Here is a 17,752-nt window from a genome sequence, read left to right on the forward strand (position 1 = left end):
ATACACGTATCCCATATGGAAATTCATCATGGCTAAGCAAACAGCAATCCGTCTTCCTGACGAGACTTACGAAAGATTGCAGGCGCTTGCGGCTCGCACAGGGCGGACGGCGACGTTTTACATCCGGCAGGCGATCGAGGAACATCTCGAAGATCTCGAAGATATCTATATGGCAGAACAGGTGTTGGGAAAATTAGCGCGCGGTGAGACACGCACCTACACTCTGGAAGAAGTTGAGAGGAAACTTGGCTTGGACGATTGAGCTGACGGACGAGGCGCTCCGGCAGCTTGAAAAGATGGGACGTTCCAATGCTGTTCGAATCCGGGAGTATTTGCGAAAGCGTGTTGCAACGCTCGATAATCCGCGCTTGCTGGGAAAACCGTTGCAAGGTGGTGCGCTTGGCCATCTCTGGCGATACAGGGTTGGTGATTTCCGGATTTTGTGCGAGCTGCGAGACACGCAGCTTATTGTCCTCGTTGTTGAGATTGGGCATCGACGTGAAATTTACAGGTGATCAGCCCATGGTCTTGACCGCATGAAACGCCTCCTCGAAGCCGAACTGATTTACGGACGCCTGCTCGATATTTCCGAGCCGCATCTGATTGCGCGTTATAACAAGGCGTTGCAGGGCTTTGGCCTGCGCCCGACGTCTCTGCCGTCCTTCCAGATCGACATGACCGGGTTTTCGCCTGAAATCGCCGATGAACTTGGCGACCGCGATTATCTCGACCCCAACCGCGTCAACCGCCGCTTCATCATCATGACGCCGGACCAGGAAGAACTGCCGGTCGTTCATACCAGCTTTTCCAACACCGCTGGATTGATGCACGAGTTTTTCGGCGCCAACCGGCGGGCGATCAATGCGGTGACGATCAAGGATGCGCTGTACGGCGAGATCGAGGATTCCGTATCGGTCGTCAATGATATCGATGACCTCTTGTCGATCAATGAGGTCCGTTTTCGCGTCCTGTCGGCCGAGGACATGCTCGGCAAGGCGGCCGAATTGCGCTCGCTTGTCGACCGGTTGAAGACGGTGCCGACGGCCTGGGCCGATGATGCGCTGCTTAACCGGATGGTCGAACTGGCAAAGGTGACCGGCGATATCCGTGAGAATGCGCTTGTGCCGGACAAGCTGGTGTTCCGCCACGATGCATTCTGGGCCAATCATTTCGGCGGCGTCTATGTCTTCCTGGATGAAAAGACCACGACCGTGATCTGCGATCCTTCGGTGCCGGGCTTTCGCCGTTCACGTCCGTGGCAGGTCGGTTATATCAGCCTGTCCGACCATCAGCGCATCTATGAGTTCCTGGCCTCCACCAACCGGCTGCAATTGCCGCAAGCGTCCTGGGTACAGGATTCCGGCCTCTATCAGCATCGGGCCGACATGATCCTGCGCAGCCTGGTTAATCAGGCGGACCCAACGACGGATATCAACGCGATCGATTCAATCTGGTTGCAGACCTGGCTCCACCGCAATTCGGCGCTGGTCGCCTCGGATGGAACCTATCCGTTCCTGCAAACGATGATCCGGACGATTTCGGCGTCGGGCAGCATCAAGATGCAGGATGTAAGCCCTGAGAACCGCTTTCTGCTGGTGCGAGCCTCGCCCAATCATCCGGACCAATGGCTGACCAACCGGCTGATCTCGCAGCTCTGCCCGAGTGATTTCGTTTCCCGCTTCGTCTTTGACAAGCAGGGGTTTTATACGGCCTATGAACATTACAGCGAAAAGTTCAGGGAATATGTTGTCGCGACACTGACCAGCACATATCTCATGGACAAGGTGGCGTTCCGCAAACGCCTTTATGGCCTCAAGGAGGATAACACGAATGCTTGATCCGATCGTTGCGTTTTTCCAGCGTGTGTTTGCAGCGATCGGCCGGGGTATTGGCCTGGCGGTGTCCTGGATTCTTTTTCCCTTCATGGCGGTTGCAAATTGGTACAGAGGGCGCGCGTGGATCATCAAGGGTCCGATCGGTCTTGGTCTCCTGGTTTTGATCGCACTCTACGGCTATTTCATCTGGCAGACGCAGGTCTGGACCAATTTCGATCCTGACTATCCCAACCGGTACAATCTTGCTGAGCGCAAGAATGATGCAGGCCTTCCGGTCAAGGTCGCCGCTGGCCAGACGGCGCCGGCCAATGCCTGCGAGCGTTCGGCCATCGTCGATGTCACCGCCGATCTGATCGACTACAATGTCAACCAGAATGCGTGGATCTCGTCCATGGTGCTCTACAAAGCCGGCCTGTTCGGGATGGACTGGGACCGCACGCCATGGCTCGACAACAAGGCGTCGTTCCAGCGCGGCGTCAATGAAGCCGTCCGCCGCACCACTGTCGAACTGGTCGATTCACTGGTGCGTATGCGCGGTACCTCCGGCATCAATCCGCAGTTGCAGAGCGTGCGCAGCAAGATGCAGTACGAGGAAACCAACTGGTATTTCGGCCTGTCACCCTTCGGCTTCCTGACGCCGACGCCGACGCAGTATCGTGCTGCCTTGAAGGACCTTCGCGGGTTCAACGATCAGCTGGCCACGTGCGCTGCCACCTTCGATGCCCGCGCTGACAATTTCCTCGAATTCATGGACCGCGTTTCGAGCTCGATCGGCAGCACGTCTGCCATGCTGCGCGAGCGTTCCGAGAACTTCAACGGCGGCTGGTTCGATACGCGGGCCGACGACCGGTTCTGGTTCGCCTACGGTCAGCTTTACGGCTACTACGGCATCCTGACGGCAACCGGCGCAGACTTTGACGGGGTGATCAACCAGCGCGGTCTGGCGCCAATCTGGAATGAAAGCATCAAGCAGATGCGTGCTGCCCTGCGCATCCAGCCGCTGATCATCTCCAATGGCCAGGAAGATGGCTGGATCATGCCGACCCATCTGGCAACGCTCGGCTTTTATGTTCTCAGGGTTCGCTCGAACCTCGTTGAAATGCGCGACATTCTGGCGCGCTGAGCCTTTTCACTTGTTTGGAGACGGAGGAACGCTGTTCCTCCGTCTTTTTCGTTTGTTCTTTCAGAAAATCGCCAGATTTTGCGTTTTTCGCCGCCATTTCTCAACAAAATGATGGAAAGCGCCTTCGGTTCACGCTCATATGCTCTCAGACCAAGAAAAAGGTGGAACGGGAGAGACACCATATGGCCGATGTGAAGTCTGATATCGAAATTGCCCGCGCAGCGACGAAAAAACCGATCCTCGAAATCGGCGCCAAGCTTGGAATTCCACCCGAACATCTGCTTCCTTACGGCCACGACAAGGCAAAGATCGGCGCCGAGTTCATTGCGCAGCAGAAAGGCCGCCCGGATGGCCGGCTGATCCTGGTGACGGCGATTAATCCAACGCCGGCTGGTGAGGGCAAGACCACCACCACGGTTGGCCTTGGTGACGGCCTCAACCGTATCGGCAAGAAGGCGGTCGTCTGTATCCGCGAAGCATCGCTTGGTCCGTGTTTCGGGGTCAAAGGTGGAGCTGCCGGCGGCGGCTATGCGCAGGTGGTGCCGATGGAGGACATCAACCTGCATTTCACAGGCGACTTCCACGCCATCACGTCGGCCCACAATCTTCTGTCGGCGTTGATTGATAACCATATCTACTGGGGCAACGAGCAGAATATCGATATCCGCCGTGTTGCCTGGCGCCGCGTGATGGACATGAACGACCGTGGCCTTCGCCATATCGTTGGTTCGCTTGGCGGCGTTGCCAACGGCTTTCCACGTGAGACCGGCTTCGACATCACCGTTGCCTCGGAAGTCATGGCGATCCTGTGTCTTGCCACCGATCTCAAGGACCTTGAAAAACGCCTTGGCGACATCATCATCGCCTATAGGCGCGACAAGACGCCGGTCTTTGCCCGCGATATCAAGGCGGATGGGGCAATGACCGTGTTGCTCAAGGATGCGATGCAGCCGAACATCGTCCAGACGCTGGAAAACAACCCGGCCTTTGTCCATGGCGGCCCGTTCGCCAATATCGCCCATGGCTGCAACTCGGTGGTGGCGACGACGACGGCGCTGAAGCTTGCCGATTATGTCGTCACCGAAGCCGGGTTCGGCGCTGACCTCGGGGCCGAAAAATTCTTCGACATCAAGTGCCGCAAGGCAGGGTTGAAGCCGGATGCTGCGGTGATTGTTGCAACGGCCCGCGCAATGAAGATGAATGGCGGCGTCAAGAAGGAGGATCTCGGGCAGGAGAATGTCGAGGCCGTCAAGAAGGGCTGCTCCAATCTCGGCCGCCATATCCAGAACGTCAAGAAATTCGGCGTTCCGGTGGTGGTGGCGATCAACCATTTCACACTGGATACCGAGGCCGAGATCAAGGCGATCAAGGACTATGTCGCGACGCTCGGTGCCGAGGCGGTTCTGTGCAGGCACTGGGCGGAGGGCTCTGCCGGCATCGAAGATCTGGCCCGCAGGGTCGTGGCGCTGGCCGAGAGCGGCCATTCGCAGTTCTCGCCGCTCTATCCCGATGATATGTCGCTGTTCAAGAAGATCGAGACGATTGCCAAGGATATCTATCACGCCGATGCCGTCATCGCCGACAAATCGGTGCGCGACCAATTGCGAACCTGGGAAGAGCAGGGCTACGGCCACCTGCCGGTCTGCATGGCCAAGACCCAGTATTCGTTCTCGACAGACCCGAACCTGCGTGGCGCGCCGACCGGCCATACCGTCCCCATCCGCGAGGTCCGGTTGTCCGCAGGTGCGGGTTTCATCGTTGTCATCACTGGCGAGATCATGACCATGCCAGGCCTGCCGAGAGTGCCTTCTTCAGAGAAAATCTTTCTCAATGAAGACGGCTATATCGAGGGGCTTTTCTAGCGAAAATCCGGCGGACCGTTGCTCCCTGCAGCGATCCGCCAGGCCATTCTCTGGTCAGCTGTAAGGGCCGAGAAAATCGACCTTGCCGACGGCCACGCCCTGGTTGCGGAGGATGTCGTGGGCTGTCGTGACATGGAAAAAGAAATTCGGCAGGGCGAATTTCAGCACATAGTCGTCACCGGGAAACGTGAAGCTGAGCTTGCCGAACGTGACAGTGATTTCCCTGGTATCGCTGGCCTCGAGATCCGACGGCTTTACTGTTTCCAGGTAGGCGATCGTCTTGGCGATGCGTTCGCGAAGTTCGCCGAAATTTGTCTCGTTATCTGGGAAACTGGGCGCTGCCACGCCAATCAGGCGGCCGATGGTATTTTTCGACGTATCGCTGACACGCTGGATCTGGGCGGAAAGCGGTAGCATGTCCGGCGCGAGGCGGGCGTTGAACAGGTTGTCCAGCGGCATCTTTTTCTCGGCGGCGTAGGATTCGGCCTTGTCGAGCAGGCCGGCGAGAACGTTAAGCCCGCGAATGAAGACGGGGACGGACAATTTGAACATGGAAACGGACATGAGAAATCCTTTGAACGGGTGCCGTTGATGGTCCGGATATCCTGAGCAGATGGGGCGGGACGAAGCCTTGGGCAAGATGCTGCATTGCTGATCTCCGGCCAATTTTGAAGGGTGCGCTTAACGGCAGTAACGGTACCCGCCCTTGCGCTCGATCACGTCGAAATGTAGGTGGTTTTCGTGGGCTTCGTCGCTGCCTGGGTCGAGCACGGTTTCGAAATAGAGGCAGCCGGTTGCCGTCACCGCCCGCTGGAAGGCGCCGGCCAATGTCGAATCTTCGTCACGCGGCTGGATCTCGATCGATTTTCCGTTTTTGAACGTGAAGGAGGCGATGTCGATGGCGTTGCCGCGTGCATGTTCGGAAATCTTTCCGGTCGCCGCATTGTTGCGCAGGCGGCAGATATAGCTCGAGGCTTGGTTGATGGTGGTCAGCTCTCCCTCGCTTTCGAGTGCAACCCTGGCTGCGGGCAAGACTGCGTCCTTGGTCCATCGCGCCAGTTCCAGCGCCGTTTCACAGCGCATCTTGCCTTCCGGTTTCAACGTAATGCCCGGCAGTACGGCCGATAGCGTCAATGGCTTGTCGATACCGCACCCCTTGCCATCGTCTATTCGCGGTTCTTCCTTGAAGACGGCGCCAATGGCCTTCAGGTCGGCAAGGCAGGTGGCATATTCCTTGTCGTCCTCGGGCTTGATGGTCAGAACGGGTTCCGGCGCCGGTTTCACCTGCGGTTGAACGGTTTCAGGCTTTATGTCTGCAGGAATTTCCTCACCGGCTGGCGCCTTTTCATCAATCTTTGCCTGCGGTTTTTTCTCCGGTTTGACCTCTGGGGTCACCTCGGATTTCGCTTCGGGTTTTTCCTGCGGTATCACAACCTTCCCGCCTTGTTTAGTTTCAGTCGCTGCTGGTTTTTCCTCTGGGAGCGGACCTTTTTCAGGAAGACCGGCGCTTGCCAGCAGGACGGCGGAGAGGAGAGGGGCGAGGAAACGAAGAGGCATTGACGGTCTCCGGTTCTGCCGGGACGGCAGGGGTTCGAATTCACAACGCATTCGGCTGCAAAAGGGTTGCATGGAAGCCCCAGGGACCGGATCGTTGCCAAATCGAAACACATAATCGTGGGCAAGTCAGAATCTGACAAAAGTAAGACAATTATTTGTTGACAATAAGTGTCATGTTTTTTAACCGATGCATACAAGCAGCCCATTACAACTGCTCCCAAATGCTTCGACGCCATACCCAGCCAGCCCCTTGAGCGAATGCCTCAGCAGCCAGCCCGGTGACTTTATCAAAGGATTGATTCATGATTACCCGGCATCACTGCGCGGCTCTTTTGGCATGCGCGGCGTTTTTGACGCTTTCTCCTGCAGGCCACGTCTTGGCGCAAACTCCAGAGGAGTTGGCCGCGCTGAAGAAGAAGGCGGAGGAAACCGCACCGGCCGGTGAGGCGACTTATCTGAAGACCATCACCGCGACGGGCGGCAAAACGGGCCGTGACCCCTATTCGACACCGGCTGCCACCAGCACCATCACTGCCGATGAAGTCGAGCAGTTCGGCAACAGGAACATCGACGATGCCCTGCGTGCAACGCCGGGGACTTTTACCCGTGACAACCCGCAGAACCCGGGTCTCGCCGTCAATATTCGCGGTCTCGAAGGATCCGGCCGCGTCAATATGATGATCGATGGTGTACGCCAGAATTTCCGGTTCACAGGCCATGAGGCTCAGGGCTTTGCCTATATCGATCCAGCGTTCATCAGCGGTATCGATATTTCGCGTGGTGCAGTGTCCGGCGTTGGTGGGGCAGGGGCCTTGGCAGGTGCTGCCAATATGCGCACCTATAACATCGAAGACCTGTTGACGGATGGCAAAAACTACGGCGGCTTTGCCACGGCGTCCTTCGGCAGCAACCGGTCCGGCTGGTCGGAATCGGCGCTCGGCGCCTACCGGGTCAATGACAGCATTGCCTTCCTCGGCGGCATCAGCAAGAAGGATCCCGGCAATTACAAGAACGGCAATGGTGAGGTCGTCCCCTACACTGAATCCGACCTGATCTCCGGTATTTTCAAAACCGAGATCACGCCGAACGACGAGCATTCGCTGAAGCTCAGCGGCATTCTCTACAACAATGATTTCATCGCCAATTCCTATGACCAGACAATCAACGCGCAGACCTACAGCGCCAATTATGCCTATACACCCGGCAACGACCTGATCGATTTCCGCGCCAACATTTACTACAACGACATCAAGATGAAATATGACCAAAGCCCGATGATCCCAGGCGGTGGTTCGGCGGCCGGCCGTGTCGTCGACGACAAGGGTTTTGGCTTTGACGTCTCCAATACGTCTAACTTCGATCTCGGCGCGGTCGCCGTCACATCGAACTATGGCGTTGAATATTTCTCCGACGATTACGATGTGGTGAACAGCAGGCTGGCGCCGAGTTCCGGTGTCAACGGCAGCGGCAAGAGTTCGACGACGAGTGTCTTCAACTCGACCAAGCTGACCTATGGCATGGCCGATCTGACGCTGGGCCTGCGTTACGATCGTTTCGATCTCAAGGGCAATGGCCAGGTTTCCGCCGGCAATCCCCTCGGCATGCCGGCTGGCCCTTACTCGGTAGACAGTTCCGAAGGCCGTCTTAATCCGAGCGTCACCTTCGCGCTCAATCCGGTGGATTGGCTGCAGCCCTATGTCAAATACGCCGAGACCTCGCGTGGCCCGACCGTCAATGAGACCTTCGTCGGTGGAACGCATCCGGGCGGCGGCGCACCACAGTTCTTCTTCCCCAATCCGTTCCTTGAACCGGAAATCTCCAAGGGCTGGGAAATCGGCGCCAATATCAAGGTGGACGACCTGTTGACAGCCGGCGACAGTTTCCGCTTCAGGGCCGACTACTTCAATAACGATGTCGACAATTACATCACTGCAAACTTCATTGGTGGTACACATTTCGCCAATGTTCCCGGGACCACCAAGGTGCAGGGCATCGAACTGGAAGGCGCCTATGACGCCGGTTTCGTGTTCGCCAACGTTTCCTACACCCACACGGAATCCGATCTGCCTTCCCAGGTGAACGGTTTTGGTGCGCAGAGCTATTTGCCGGATGACATCTTCACGGCGACGCTTGGCGCGCGCTTCCTCGAAGATCATCGCCTGACGGTCGGCGGCCGCCTGTATGCGGTCAGTGAAAGCTATATCGGCGAAGTCAATGTCGCTCCGGGTCAATCACCTTATCAGGACGGCTACGAGCTGGTCGATATCTTCACCAACTACAAGTTCAAGAACGGTTTCGAGGTAACCGCCAGTGTGCTGAACGTCTTTGACAAGGAATATACGCCGGCTCTCAGCACTTCGCCGAGCATCACGGTCGACACCGGTCGTGGACGGACCTTCCTGCTGACGGCAAAGGCAACGTTCTAATCTCTGAATGAAGAAGGCGGCTTGAAAGGCCGCCTTCTTTTTTATTGACAAAGTGCATATGCACATATACGTTTTCGTCATGAAAACACAATCGTCCATCACCGTCTGCAACTGTTTCGCCATTCGCCAGGCTGCCCGTTTCGTGTCGCAGCTTTATGAGCGGCATTATGCACGGGCAGGGATCACGGCGGCACAATTCTCTTTGCTGGTCTACATCGCCGAAGCGGGAAAGGCCGGAATGGCAGAGATGGCCGAAGCGATGGTGATGGATCGCACAACATTGGTGCGCGCCCTGAAGCCGCTGGAACGCGACGGTTATGTCACCAGCGAACCGGAAGGCAAAGGATCGCGCAAGCTCTTGCTGGCGCTCTCAGCCAGCGGGCAGCAGAAGCTGTCGGAAGGCGTCGAATGCTGGCATGCCGCGCAGGCGGAGTATGTGGAATTGGTCGGAGCCGAGCGCGCTAACAATCTGCGGGAGATGCTTCTCGCCATCCCGTCCGGAAAGGCCGCCTGATAACCCAAAGCCGGGCTTTCTCCGGCTTTTTTAGTAAGCAATATAGTGCATATGCACATATCAAAGGAAGAAATGATGCCTCAGAAAATCGAAAATGCCGTCGCTCTCGTCACCGGTGCCAATCGTGGTATCGGCCGCGAATTCGTTGCCGAACTGCTGCGCCGCGGAGCCAGAAAAATCTATCTCGGCGCCCGCGATCCGGCTTCGCTTGCGGATCTCGTTGCACTTGATCCCGCGCGTCTCGTACCGCTGAAACTGGATGTGACCAACCCTGCCGATGTGGCTGAAGCCGCCAAGGCGGCGTCCGATGTGACCTTGCTGATCAACAATGCCGGCTTTGCCGGCGGGCAGGGGGTTATTTCTGCGCCGGATATTTCGATCGCCCGGCAGGAAATGGACGTGAACTATTTCGGCGTGCTGTCTCTGTCGAAGGCTTTTGCGCCCATCCTTGCTAAGGTTTCTCAAAGCAGCATCGTGAACGTCCTGTCCTTTCTGTCTCTGGTGACGCTGCCATCGGCCGGCACCTATTCGGCATCGAAGGCCGCAGGTCTTGCGGCCAGCCGCTCGATCCGGGCGGAGCTGCTTGGCCAGGGAACGCAAGTTGTCGTCACCATGCCGGTGCAGGTTGATACCGATATGGGCCGCAGTTTGCCGGAGCCCCGCCTGAAGCCGTTGGATGTCGTCAGCGAAACGCTCGATGCGGTCGAGGCTGGCATCGAGGAGGTTTTCCCGGGCGAACTGACCCGTTCGGTTGCGGCAGCGTTTGCGGCTGATCCGAAGGGCGTGCAGGCGCATATGTCCACCCGGCTTCCGGCATAAGATGCAGAAGGGCGCGGCGGAAATCGCATCTCCATTTTTCCGCCGACGCCCGCTTGCACAATCCTTTGTCTCACGCTAACAATTCCGCCATGACAAACGCACGCAACATTGCAATCTGGTGGTGGGCTCGCTGAAGCGGCCTTGACCAGTCATGCGTGATTGAGACGACAAGCCGCCCGGAAGTTTCGAGGCGGCTTTTTTGTATTCGGGCCGCAGGAATGACGGGCCTGAACGGAGCGACAGATGGCGACGACTATTCTTGCAGACGGTGCGGAAGCCTATACCACCAAGGGCGGCATTTCCGTCACCCGAAGGCGGCGCGAGGCCCCTTATGGCGAAGCGATTTCCAGCTATGTCGACAGGCTCGACGAACGCCGGGGCGCGGTCTTTTCCTCCAACTACGAATATCCGGGCCGCTACACCCGTTGGGACACGGCGATCATCGATCCGCCGCTTGCCATTTCCTCGTTCGGCCGCGCCCTGTGGATCGAAGCCTATAACGAGCGCGGCGAAGCGCTGTTGGCGATGGTCTCAAAGCATCTTGCCGATGTCGCCGATATCACGCTCGGTTCTGCCACGGCTCGCCGTCTTGATCTCACGGTCAACATGCCGGACCGGGTGTTCACCGAGGAAGAGCGCTCGAAGATGCCGACGGTGTTTACCGTTCTGCGCGCGGTCACCAACCTGTTCTTTTCGCAGGAAGATGCCAATCTCGGCCTCTATGGTGCCTTTGGCTACGATCTGGCTTTTCAGTTCGATGCGATCGAACTGAAGCTGAAGCGTCCTGACGACCAGCGCGACATGGTGTTGTTCCTGCCGGATGAAATCCTCGTCGTCGATCACTATTCGGCCAAGGCCTGGATCGACCGCTATGATTTCGCCAAGGACGGCGAAACGACCGAAGGCAAGGCGGGCGATATTGCGCCGGAACCGTTCCAGACCGTCGACAGCATCCCGCCGCATGGCGATCATCGTCCTGGGGAATATGCCGAACTCGTCACCAAGGCCAAGGAAAGCTTCCGCCGCGGCGATCTGTTCGAGGTGGTTCCGGGCCAGAAATTCTACGAACGCTGTGAAAGCAAGCCATCGGAAATTTCCAACCGGCTGAAGGCGATCAATCCGTCGCCCTATTCCTTCTTCATCAATCTCGGCAATCAGGAATATCTGGTTGGCGCTTCACCGGAAATGTTCGTGCGCGTCTCCGGTCGCCGCATCGAAACCTGCCCGATTTCCGGCACGATCAAGCGCGGCGACGATCCGATCGCCGATAGCGAGCAGATCCTCAAGCTTTTGAACTCCAAGAAGGACGAATCCGAGCTGACCATGTGCTCGGATGTCGACCGCAACGACAAGAGTCGCGTCTGCGAACCGGGTTCCGTCAAGGTCATCGGCCGCCGCCAGATCGAGATGTATTCGCGTCTGATCCATACAGTTGACCACATCGAGGGGCGCCTGCGTGATGACATGGACGCCTTTGACGGCTTCCTGTCGCATGCGTGGGCCGTCACCGTCACCGGTGCGCCGAAACTGTGGGCCATGCGCTTCATCGAAAGCCATGAAAAGAGCGCCCGGCTCTGGTATGGTGGTGCCATCGGTATGGTCGGCTTCAACGGTGACATGAATACCGGTCTGACCCTGCGCACGATCCGCATCAAGGACGGCATTGCCGAGGTGCGCGCCGGTGCGACGCTGCTCAATGACAGCAACCCGGAAGAAGAAGAAGCCGAAACCGAACTGAAGGCATCCGCCATGATCGCAGCGATCCGCGACGCAAAATCCGCCAACAGCCGCGGCGCTCGCCGCGATGTCGCTCCGGTTGGCACCGGCGTCAAGATTCTGCTCGTCGATCACGAGGACAGCTTCGTTCATACGCTGGCCAACTATTTCCGCCAGACGGGCGCGACGGTGACGACGGTACGTTCGCCGGTCTCAGACGAGATTTTCGGCCGGGTCAAGCCTGACCTCGTCGTCCTGTCGCCGGGACCCGGTACGCCAAAGGATTTCGATTGCAAGGCGACGATCAAGAAGGCGCGTGCCCATGATCTGCCGATCTTCGGCGTCTGCCTCGGGTTGCAGGCACTGGCCGAAGCCTATGGCGGCGATCTGCGCCAGCTTGCCGTGCCGATGCACGGCAAGCCCTCGCGCATCCGCGTGCTGGAGCCCGGCATCGTCTTTTCCGGTCTTGGCAAGGAAGTCACCGTGGGCCGCTATCATTCGATCTTCGCCGACCCCTCGACCTTGCCACGGGATTTCATGATCACGGCCGAGAGCGACGACGGCACGATCATGGGCATCGAACATACCAAGGAACCGATTGCCGCCGTGCAGTTCCACCCGGAATCGATCATGACGCTGGGTGGCGATGCCGGCATGCGGATGATCGAGAACGTGGTGGCGCATCTGGCCAAGCGAGCGAAGATCAAGGCCGCATAAGAGGCGTTTCGTCAGTTTAGACGGAAATTCCGGGCCCGACCCGCTACGGACGCTTTGACAAAGCCGTAGCCTTGATCCATATGCAGACTATCCAAAACCGCTGAAGCGCTCCTCGCGCTCCGGCGGTTTTGGCGTTCTAGGACCCTGATTTCTGCAATTCATTCGCATATGCAAGGAGATGATGATGGTAGGGCAAAAGACAATAACGGTGCAGCGCCTCGCCTTCTGGAGCATCCCGATCTCCATTGCCGTACTGGGGCTGAAGATGCTCGCTTGGTGGTTTACCGGTTCGGTGGCGCTGCTTTCCGATGGACTGGAATCGATCGTCAACGTCGTTGCCGCCATCGTTGCTTTCGCGGTGATTGGCTATGCGGCCAAGCCTGCGGATGCCAGCCATCCTTTCGGTCATCACAAGGCGGAGTATTTTTCAGCGGTTATCGAGGGGGTGTTGATCGTCGTTGCAGCCCTTCTGATCGTCTCCGAAGCCCTGCCGGCAATCTGGGCGCCGAAGCTGCCGGATGCACCGGCGCTCGGCCTTGCGATCAACCTGTTGGCGGGCATTGTCAATGCCATCTGGGCGTATGTGCTGATCCGTGCGGGGCGCGCTTATCGTTCTCCCGCGCTATCCGCGGATGGCCATCATATTCTCTCCGATGTGGTCACCTCGATCGGCGTATTGGTCGGTCTTGTGCTGGCCATTCTCACCGGTTATGCGGTGCTTGACCCGCTGCTTGCGGTGATCGTCGCCTGCAACATTCTCTATCAGGGTTGGAAGGTGATCGCCCGTTCGATCAACGGGTTGATGGACAAGGCCGTTCCTGTGGAGGAAGAAGAGGCGATCAAGAAGGCGATTGCCGCAAATGCAACGGGTTCGCTTGGCGTACACGACCTGAAGACCCGTGAAGCAGGGGCTGTGATCTTCGTCGATTTCCACATGGTGGTTCCGGCGGCCATGCCGGTGGGCGAGGCCCATGACATCTGCGACCGCCTTGAAGATGCCATCCGTGTGGTTCACGCCGGAGCCAAGATTGCCATCCACGTCGAGCCAGAGGGCGAAAAGGCCCATGGCATTCGCGTCAAAGTTATTGAAGGATTGAGATCATGACAAAAACAGACGTCTCCGGTCTGTCACAACTCGGGCAGAACGTGGCTTCGCCGCAAAACCCGGAAGAGGCCGTGCTTGAACGCGTGCCAACCAGCCATGCCGGCACGGATTTCGTCGTGCGCTTCACGGCGCCGGAATTTACCTCGCTTTGCCCGATGACCGGCCAGCCGGATTTCGCCCATATCGTCATCGACTATGTGCCGGATGGATGGCTGGTCGAATCGAAATCGCTGAAACTCTATCTGCATTCGTTCCGCAATCATGGTGCGTTCCATGAGGACTGCACGCTCGATATCGCCAAGCGGCTGGTCGATCTGCTGGCGCCGAAATGGCTGCGGATCGGTGCCTACTGGTATCCGCGCGGCGGTATCCCGATCGATGTCTTCTGGCAGACGGGTGCGCCGCCGGAAGGTCTGTGGCTGCCGGATCAGGGCGTTCAGCCCTATCGCGGCCGCGGCTGAAACGAAAAACGGCGGGCTTTTGGCCCGCCGTTTTTCGTTGATGCGATGAGGATCAGCTAACGATCAGTGCCAGTCCGGCAAAGGCGGTGACGCCGCCGAGAATCCGTGAAATGATCCGGCCGGACGACAGGCGGCCGATGCCGAGGCCAAGACCGATGCCGGCGACATGCAGCAGTGCTGTTGCAATGATAAAGCCGGCGCTGAAGGGCAGGGCGCCGGCCGCACCCAGTTCGCCGCCATGGGCATAGCCGTGGAACAGCGCGAAGACGCCGACGACGGCAGCGCTTGCAACGGTTTCCATGCGCACAGCCATGGCGACCAGAAGGCCAAGCGCGACGACGGAGGCGAGAATGGCGGGCTCGACGAAGGGCAGGTGGACACCGGCCATCGCCAATGCAAAGCCGAAGGCCATGGTGCCGACGAAGGCGGAAGGCACCACCCAAAAAGCGCGTCCACCGATTTGAGCGGCCCAGAGGCCGACGGCGATCATCACCAGGATATGGTCAATACCGGATAGCGGATGGGTAAAGCCCGCCAGCAGTGATCCGTGTTCAGCTGGATCGAGATGGGCGAAGGCTGGCACGGTCGAGGCGGCAAAGCCTGCTGCGGCCAGAAGAAGGCGTTTTTTCATTGGTGTCCCCCTGAAGGGCGAAGATGTGGGAGACACCCCGCCGGATGTAAATTCTTGTCCTGCGCATCTTATGGGGCGGCGGGTCGCTGTCTATACGGCAATTGCCTTAGGTGGCGTCTTTACCATAGCCGCAGGGTGTTGCGGATTGGGCTTTCATCCGTATCCGCTTTTGTTGCATTGTTTTCGCAGTCGAGTCGCCTTATCTGACAGCGGCAGAACATTTGAATTTATTTCGCGGGAGAGTTCGCATGATGAACGAAGAAGACGACGACAAGACAAAGGAATTGTCATTGGGCAAAGAGACTGAGGCGAATCTTTTCAAGTCGCGCTCGATCTTCATCTACGGCCCGATCAATCAGGAACTGGCACAGAAGGTCTGCTCGCAGCTCGTGGCTCTTGCCGCCGCCAGCGATGACGATATCCGCATCTTCGTCAGCTCCCCGGGCGGCCATGTCGAATCCGGCGATTCGATCCACGACATGATCAAGTTCATCAAGCCGAAGGTCTGGATGATCGGAACCGGCTGGGTCGCTTCCGCCGGCGCACTGATCTACGTCTCGGCTCCGAAGGAACGGCGCATTTGCCTGCCAAACACCCGCTTCCTGCTTCATCAACCCTCCGGTGGCACGCGCGGCATGGCGTCCGACATCGAAATCCAGGCCCGCGAAATCATCAAGATGAACGAGCGCCTGAACAAGATCTTCTCCGAGGCAACCGGCCAGCCGGTCGAAAAGATCGCCAAGGACACGGACCGTGACTACTGGCTCTCCGCCGAAGAAGCCAAGGCCTACGGCCTCGTTTCGCGCATCGTATCGTCGCAGGCCGATATCTGAGGCTTGCTGATCGCTGAAATATCGAAACCCTGCTGGTTCGCCCGGTGGGGTTTTTTTTATTGCCAGGGCGTGGCGGGATCGGCGCTTGCCCTTGCGCACTTCTCTCGCTATACAAGCCTCATGTTGAAGACAGGCGCCATCATCGTCGAACAGGTTTCCCGCGGGCACGTTGCCATCGTGGAACGTTCGCGCGCCTTTACCTCGCTTCTTCTTCTCGGCCTTACACGCGGTTGCCGGGTTCTTTGAAGGAGCGCCCGGTGGCCGAAAGCCCACCGGCCCCAGCTCCTTGCCTTTCCTGAAATCCAGATACGAAAAGAACCCGAGAGCCAGCATTTTGCCGTCGCAATGCGACCGTCGATCGGTTATTGCATGCGGGCTATGCGCCTCACAGAGTGAAGAGAAGCCGCAATGATCATGAAGTCCCACACCGTCAAGCAAGGCATGCCTGAAGCCGCGGTCAAGTATCAGCCCTATCCGCAGATCAATATTCCCGACCGCACATGGCCGGGCAACACCATCACCAAAGCACCGATCTGGTGTTCGGTGGACCTGCGCGACGGCAACCAGTCTCTGGTCGACCCGATGGGCCACGACCGCAAGGCCCGCATGTTCCAGCTGCTGCTCGATATGGGCTTCAAGGAAATCGAGATCGGTTTCCCGTCGGCCTCGCAGACCGATTTCGACTTTGCCCGCTGGTGCGTCGAGGAAGGCAACGTGCCTGCTGACGTTTCGTTGCAGGTTCTCGTCCAGTGCCGGCCTGAGCTGATCACCCGGACGTTTGAAGCTCTGCAGGGTGCCACCAAGCCGATCGTGCATTTCTACAACTCGACCAGCGAGTTGCAGCGTCGCGTGGTGTTTTCCAAGGACGTCAAGGGCATCAAGCAGATCGCCACCGATGCCGCCAAGATGATTGCCGACATGGCCGCCAAGGCCGGTGGCGGTTTCCGGTTCGAATATTCGCCGGAGAGCTTTACTGGCACCGAATTGGAAGTGGCGCTGGAAATCTGCAACTCGGTTGCCGAGATCATCAAGCCGACGGCCGACAACAAGCTGATCCTCAACCTGCCATCGACCGTCGAAATGGCGACGCCGAACGTCTATGCCGACCAGATCGAATGGATGTGCCGCAACCTCGACAATCGCGAAAACCTGATCATCTCCTTGCACCCGCATAACGACCGCGGCACGGGCATTGCGGCAACGGAACTCGGTCTGATGGCCGGTGCTGACCGCGTCGAAGGCACGTTGTTCGGCAATGGCGAGCGCACCGGCAATGTCGACGTGGTGACCCTGGCGTTGAACATGTTTACGCAAGGGATCGATCCTGAGCTGGATTGCTCCGATATCGAGCGGATCAAGGAAGTCTACGAATATTCTAACCAGATGGTCATTCCCGAGCGCCATCCCTACGTTGGCGAACTGGTCTACACGGCCTTCTCCGGTTCGCATCAGGACGCGATCAACAAGGGCATGAAGGCGATCAAGGTTGCCAACAAGCCGCTCTGGGAAGTGCCTTACCTGCCGATCGATCCGCAGGATGTCGGCCGTTCCTACGAGGCGATCATCCGTATCAACTCGCAGTCGGGTAAGGGCGGCATCGCCTATATCCTGCAGCAGGACTACGGCATCAACTTGCCGCGCAACCTGCAGGTCGAGTTCCGCGAAGATATCCAGCGGATCACCGACGAAGAGGGCAAGGAACTGCCGTCCAAGGCGATCCACGCCCGTTTCATCGAGCGCTATGTCGATCAGCCGGACGCACGTATCCGCTTTGTCGATCATCACACCTATCCGGTCGGCGAGCACAAGGGCGTGCGCGTCGTTGCAGCCGAGATCACTGACAATGGCGAAACCAAGCGCATCGAGGGCAAGGGTACCGGTCCGATCGATGGCTTCATCAATGCATTGGCGATCTATCTCGGTATCGATATCTCGGTTGCCGATTATTCCGAGCATTCGCTACAGCACGGCTCGAATGCCGCTGCTATCGCCTATGTTGAAGTGGAATATCCGGGCGGAAAACTGTTCGGCGTCGGCATCAATACCAATATCGTCGCGGCATCCCTCGAAGCCATTGTCTCCGCAGCAAACCGGGTTTTGGAGCTGAAGGCTAAATAATACAGCCTGTTACGCGGTTTGTTAAAAAGATCGAT

General features: G+C 58.0%; 17 protein-coding genes. 14 read left to right on the top strand and 3 right to left on the bottom strand.

Annotation, left to right across the window (positions count from 1 at the left end):
• The first annotated feature begins 28 nt into the window (after nucleotides 1–28).
• The 5 genes from ASD36_RS19205 to ASD36_RS19225 all read left to right on the top strand — a co-directional run bounded on the left by ASD36_RS19205 (nucleotide 29) and on the right by ASD36_RS19225 (nucleotide 4,820).
• The gene (locus ASD36_RS19205) at nucleotides 29–262 is read left to right on the top strand and encodes a DUF6290 family protein (protein ID WP_060505781.1); all 234 of its coding nucleotides are present in this window, start codon (nucleotides 29–31) and stop codon (nucleotides 260–262) included.
• Complete coding sequence (locus ASD36_RS19210; RefSeq protein ID WP_060511745.1) at nucleotides 246–515, top strand: type II toxin-antitoxin system RelE/ParE family toxin; 270 nt, start codon at nucleotides 246–248, stop codon at nucleotides 513–515. Before ASD36_RS19205 ends, ASD36_RS19210 begins: the two co-directional genes overlap by 17 nt.
• A 21-nt stretch (nucleotides 516–536) precedes the next feature.
• Entirely contained in the window at nucleotides 537–1,838 is a 1,302-nt protein-coding gene (locus ASD36_RS19215) for a DUF6638 family protein (RefSeq protein WP_060505779.1), read from the top strand.
• Nucleotides 1,831–2,958 carry a DUF2333 family protein gene (locus ASD36_RS19220; RefSeq protein WP_060505778.1) on the top strand — a complete coding sequence of 376 codons (1,128 nt, stop codon included), beginning with the start codon at nucleotides 1,831–1,833 and terminating at the stop codon, nucleotides 2,956–2,958. Before ASD36_RS19215 ends, ASD36_RS19220 begins: the two co-directional genes overlap by 8 nt.
• A 182-nt stretch (nucleotides 2,959–3,140) precedes the next feature.
• Nucleotides 3,141–4,820: a formate--tetrahydrofolate ligase gene (locus tag ASD36_RS19225; RefSeq protein ID WP_060505777.1), complete on the top strand. Its 1,680-nt coding sequence runs from the start codon at nucleotides 3,141–3,143 to the stop codon at nucleotides 4,818–4,820.
• A 54-nt stretch (nucleotides 4,821–4,874) separates the two neighbouring features.
• Here the strand turns inward: ASD36_RS19225 and ASD36_RS19230 are convergent, their stop codons facing one another.
• Both ASD36_RS19230 and ASD36_RS19235 read right to left on the bottom strand, forming a co-directional pair.
• Nucleotides 4,875–5,384, bottom strand: coding sequence for a DUF1993 domain-containing protein (locus tag ASD36_RS19230; protein WP_060505776.1), 510 nt, complete (start codon nucleotides 5,382–5,384; stop codon nucleotides 4,875–4,877).
• A gap of 117 nt (nucleotides 5,385–5,501) precedes the next feature.
• Nucleotides 5,502–6,377, bottom strand: coding sequence for an extensin family protein (locus ASD36_RS19235; protein WP_060505775.1), 876 nt, complete (start codon nucleotides 6,375–6,377; stop codon nucleotides 5,502–5,504).
• 377 nt (nucleotides 6,378–6,754) lie between these two features.
• Here ASD36_RS19235 and ASD36_RS19240 point away from each other — a divergent pair, with 377 nt between their 5' ends.
• The 7 genes from ASD36_RS19240 (at nucleotide 6,755) to queF (ending at nucleotide 14,135) form a co-directional block, all read left to right on the top strand.
• The gene (locus ASD36_RS19240) at nucleotides 6,755–8,803 is read left to right on the top strand and encodes a TonB-dependent receptor (RefSeq protein WP_244482309.1); all 2,049 of its coding nucleotides are present in this window, start codon (nucleotides 6,755–6,757) and stop codon (nucleotides 8,801–8,803) included.
• Between the two features lie 79 nt (nucleotides 8,804–8,882).
• Nucleotides 8,883–9,317 carry a MarR family winged helix-turn-helix transcriptional regulator gene (locus ASD36_RS19245; protein ID WP_060506059.1) on the top strand — a complete coding sequence of 145 codons (435 nt, stop codon included), beginning with the start codon at nucleotides 8,883–8,885 and terminating at the stop codon, nucleotides 9,315–9,317.
• Nucleotides 9,318–9,392: 75 nt separating this feature from the next.
• Nucleotides 9,393–10,136: an SDR family NAD(P)-dependent oxidoreductase gene (locus tag ASD36_RS19250; RefSeq protein ID WP_060505773.1), complete on the top strand. Its 744-nt coding sequence runs from the start codon at nucleotides 9,393–9,395 to the stop codon at nucleotides 10,134–10,136.
• An 89-nt stretch (nucleotides 10,137–10,225) separates the two neighbouring features.
• Entirely contained in the window at nucleotides 10,226–10,270 is a 45-nt protein-coding gene (gene trpLE / locus ASD36_RS31145) for a trpE operon leader peptide TrpLE (RefSeq protein ID WP_197065633.1), read from the top strand.
• A gap of 109 nt (nucleotides 10,271–10,379) precedes the next feature.
• On the top strand, nucleotides 10,380–12,569 hold the full coding sequence (locus tag ASD36_RS19255; RefSeq protein WP_060505772.1) for an anthranilate synthase: 2,190 nt from the start codon (nucleotides 10,380–10,382) through the stop codon (nucleotides 12,567–12,569).
• A gap of 184 nt (nucleotides 12,570–12,753) precedes the next feature.
• Nucleotides 12,754–13,674 (top strand): cation diffusion facilitator family transporter, encoded by a 921-nt coding sequence (locus ASD36_RS19260; RefSeq protein ID WP_060505771.1) that lies wholly within the window; start codon nucleotides 12,754–12,756, stop codon nucleotides 13,672–13,674.
• Nucleotides 13,671–14,135 carry a preQ(1) synthase gene (gene queF, locus ASD36_RS19265; RefSeq protein WP_060505770.1) on the top strand — a complete coding sequence of 155 codons (465 nt, stop codon included), beginning with the start codon at nucleotides 13,671–13,673 and terminating at the stop codon, nucleotides 14,133–14,135. The genes ASD36_RS19260 and queF overlap by 4 nt, the downstream gene beginning before the upstream one ends.
• A gap of 52 nt (nucleotides 14,136–14,187) precedes the next feature.
• Here the strand turns inward: queF and ASD36_RS19270 are convergent, their stop codons facing one another.
• The gene (locus ASD36_RS19270; protein ID WP_060505769.1) at nucleotides 14,188–14,766 is read right to left on the bottom strand and encodes a HupE/UreJ family protein; all 579 of its coding nucleotides are present in this window, start codon (nucleotides 14,764–14,766) and stop codon (nucleotides 14,188–14,190) included.
• A 251-nt stretch (nucleotides 14,767–15,017) separates the two neighbouring features.
• Between ASD36_RS19270 and ASD36_RS19275 the strand changes: the two genes are divergently transcribed.
• Both ASD36_RS19275 and leuA read left to right on the top strand, forming a co-directional pair.
• Nucleotides 15,018–15,599 carry an ATP-dependent Clp protease proteolytic subunit gene (locus ASD36_RS19275; protein ID WP_037099456.1) on the top strand — a complete coding sequence of 194 codons (582 nt, stop codon included), beginning with the start codon at nucleotides 15,018–15,020 and terminating at the stop codon, nucleotides 15,597–15,599.
• Between the two features lie 408 nt (nucleotides 15,600–16,007).
• Complete coding sequence (gene leuA, locus ASD36_RS19285; protein ID WP_060505767.1) at nucleotides 16,008–17,717, top strand: 2-isopropylmalate synthase; 1,710 nt, start codon at nucleotides 16,008–16,010, stop codon at nucleotides 17,715–17,717.
• Nucleotides 17,718–17,752 lie beyond the last annotated feature (35 nt).

It is taken from the genome of Rhizobium sp. Root1334 (assembly GCF_001426665.1).
GTDB lineage: Bacteria > Pseudomonadota > Alphaproteobacteria > Rhizobiales > Rhizobiaceae > Pararhizobium.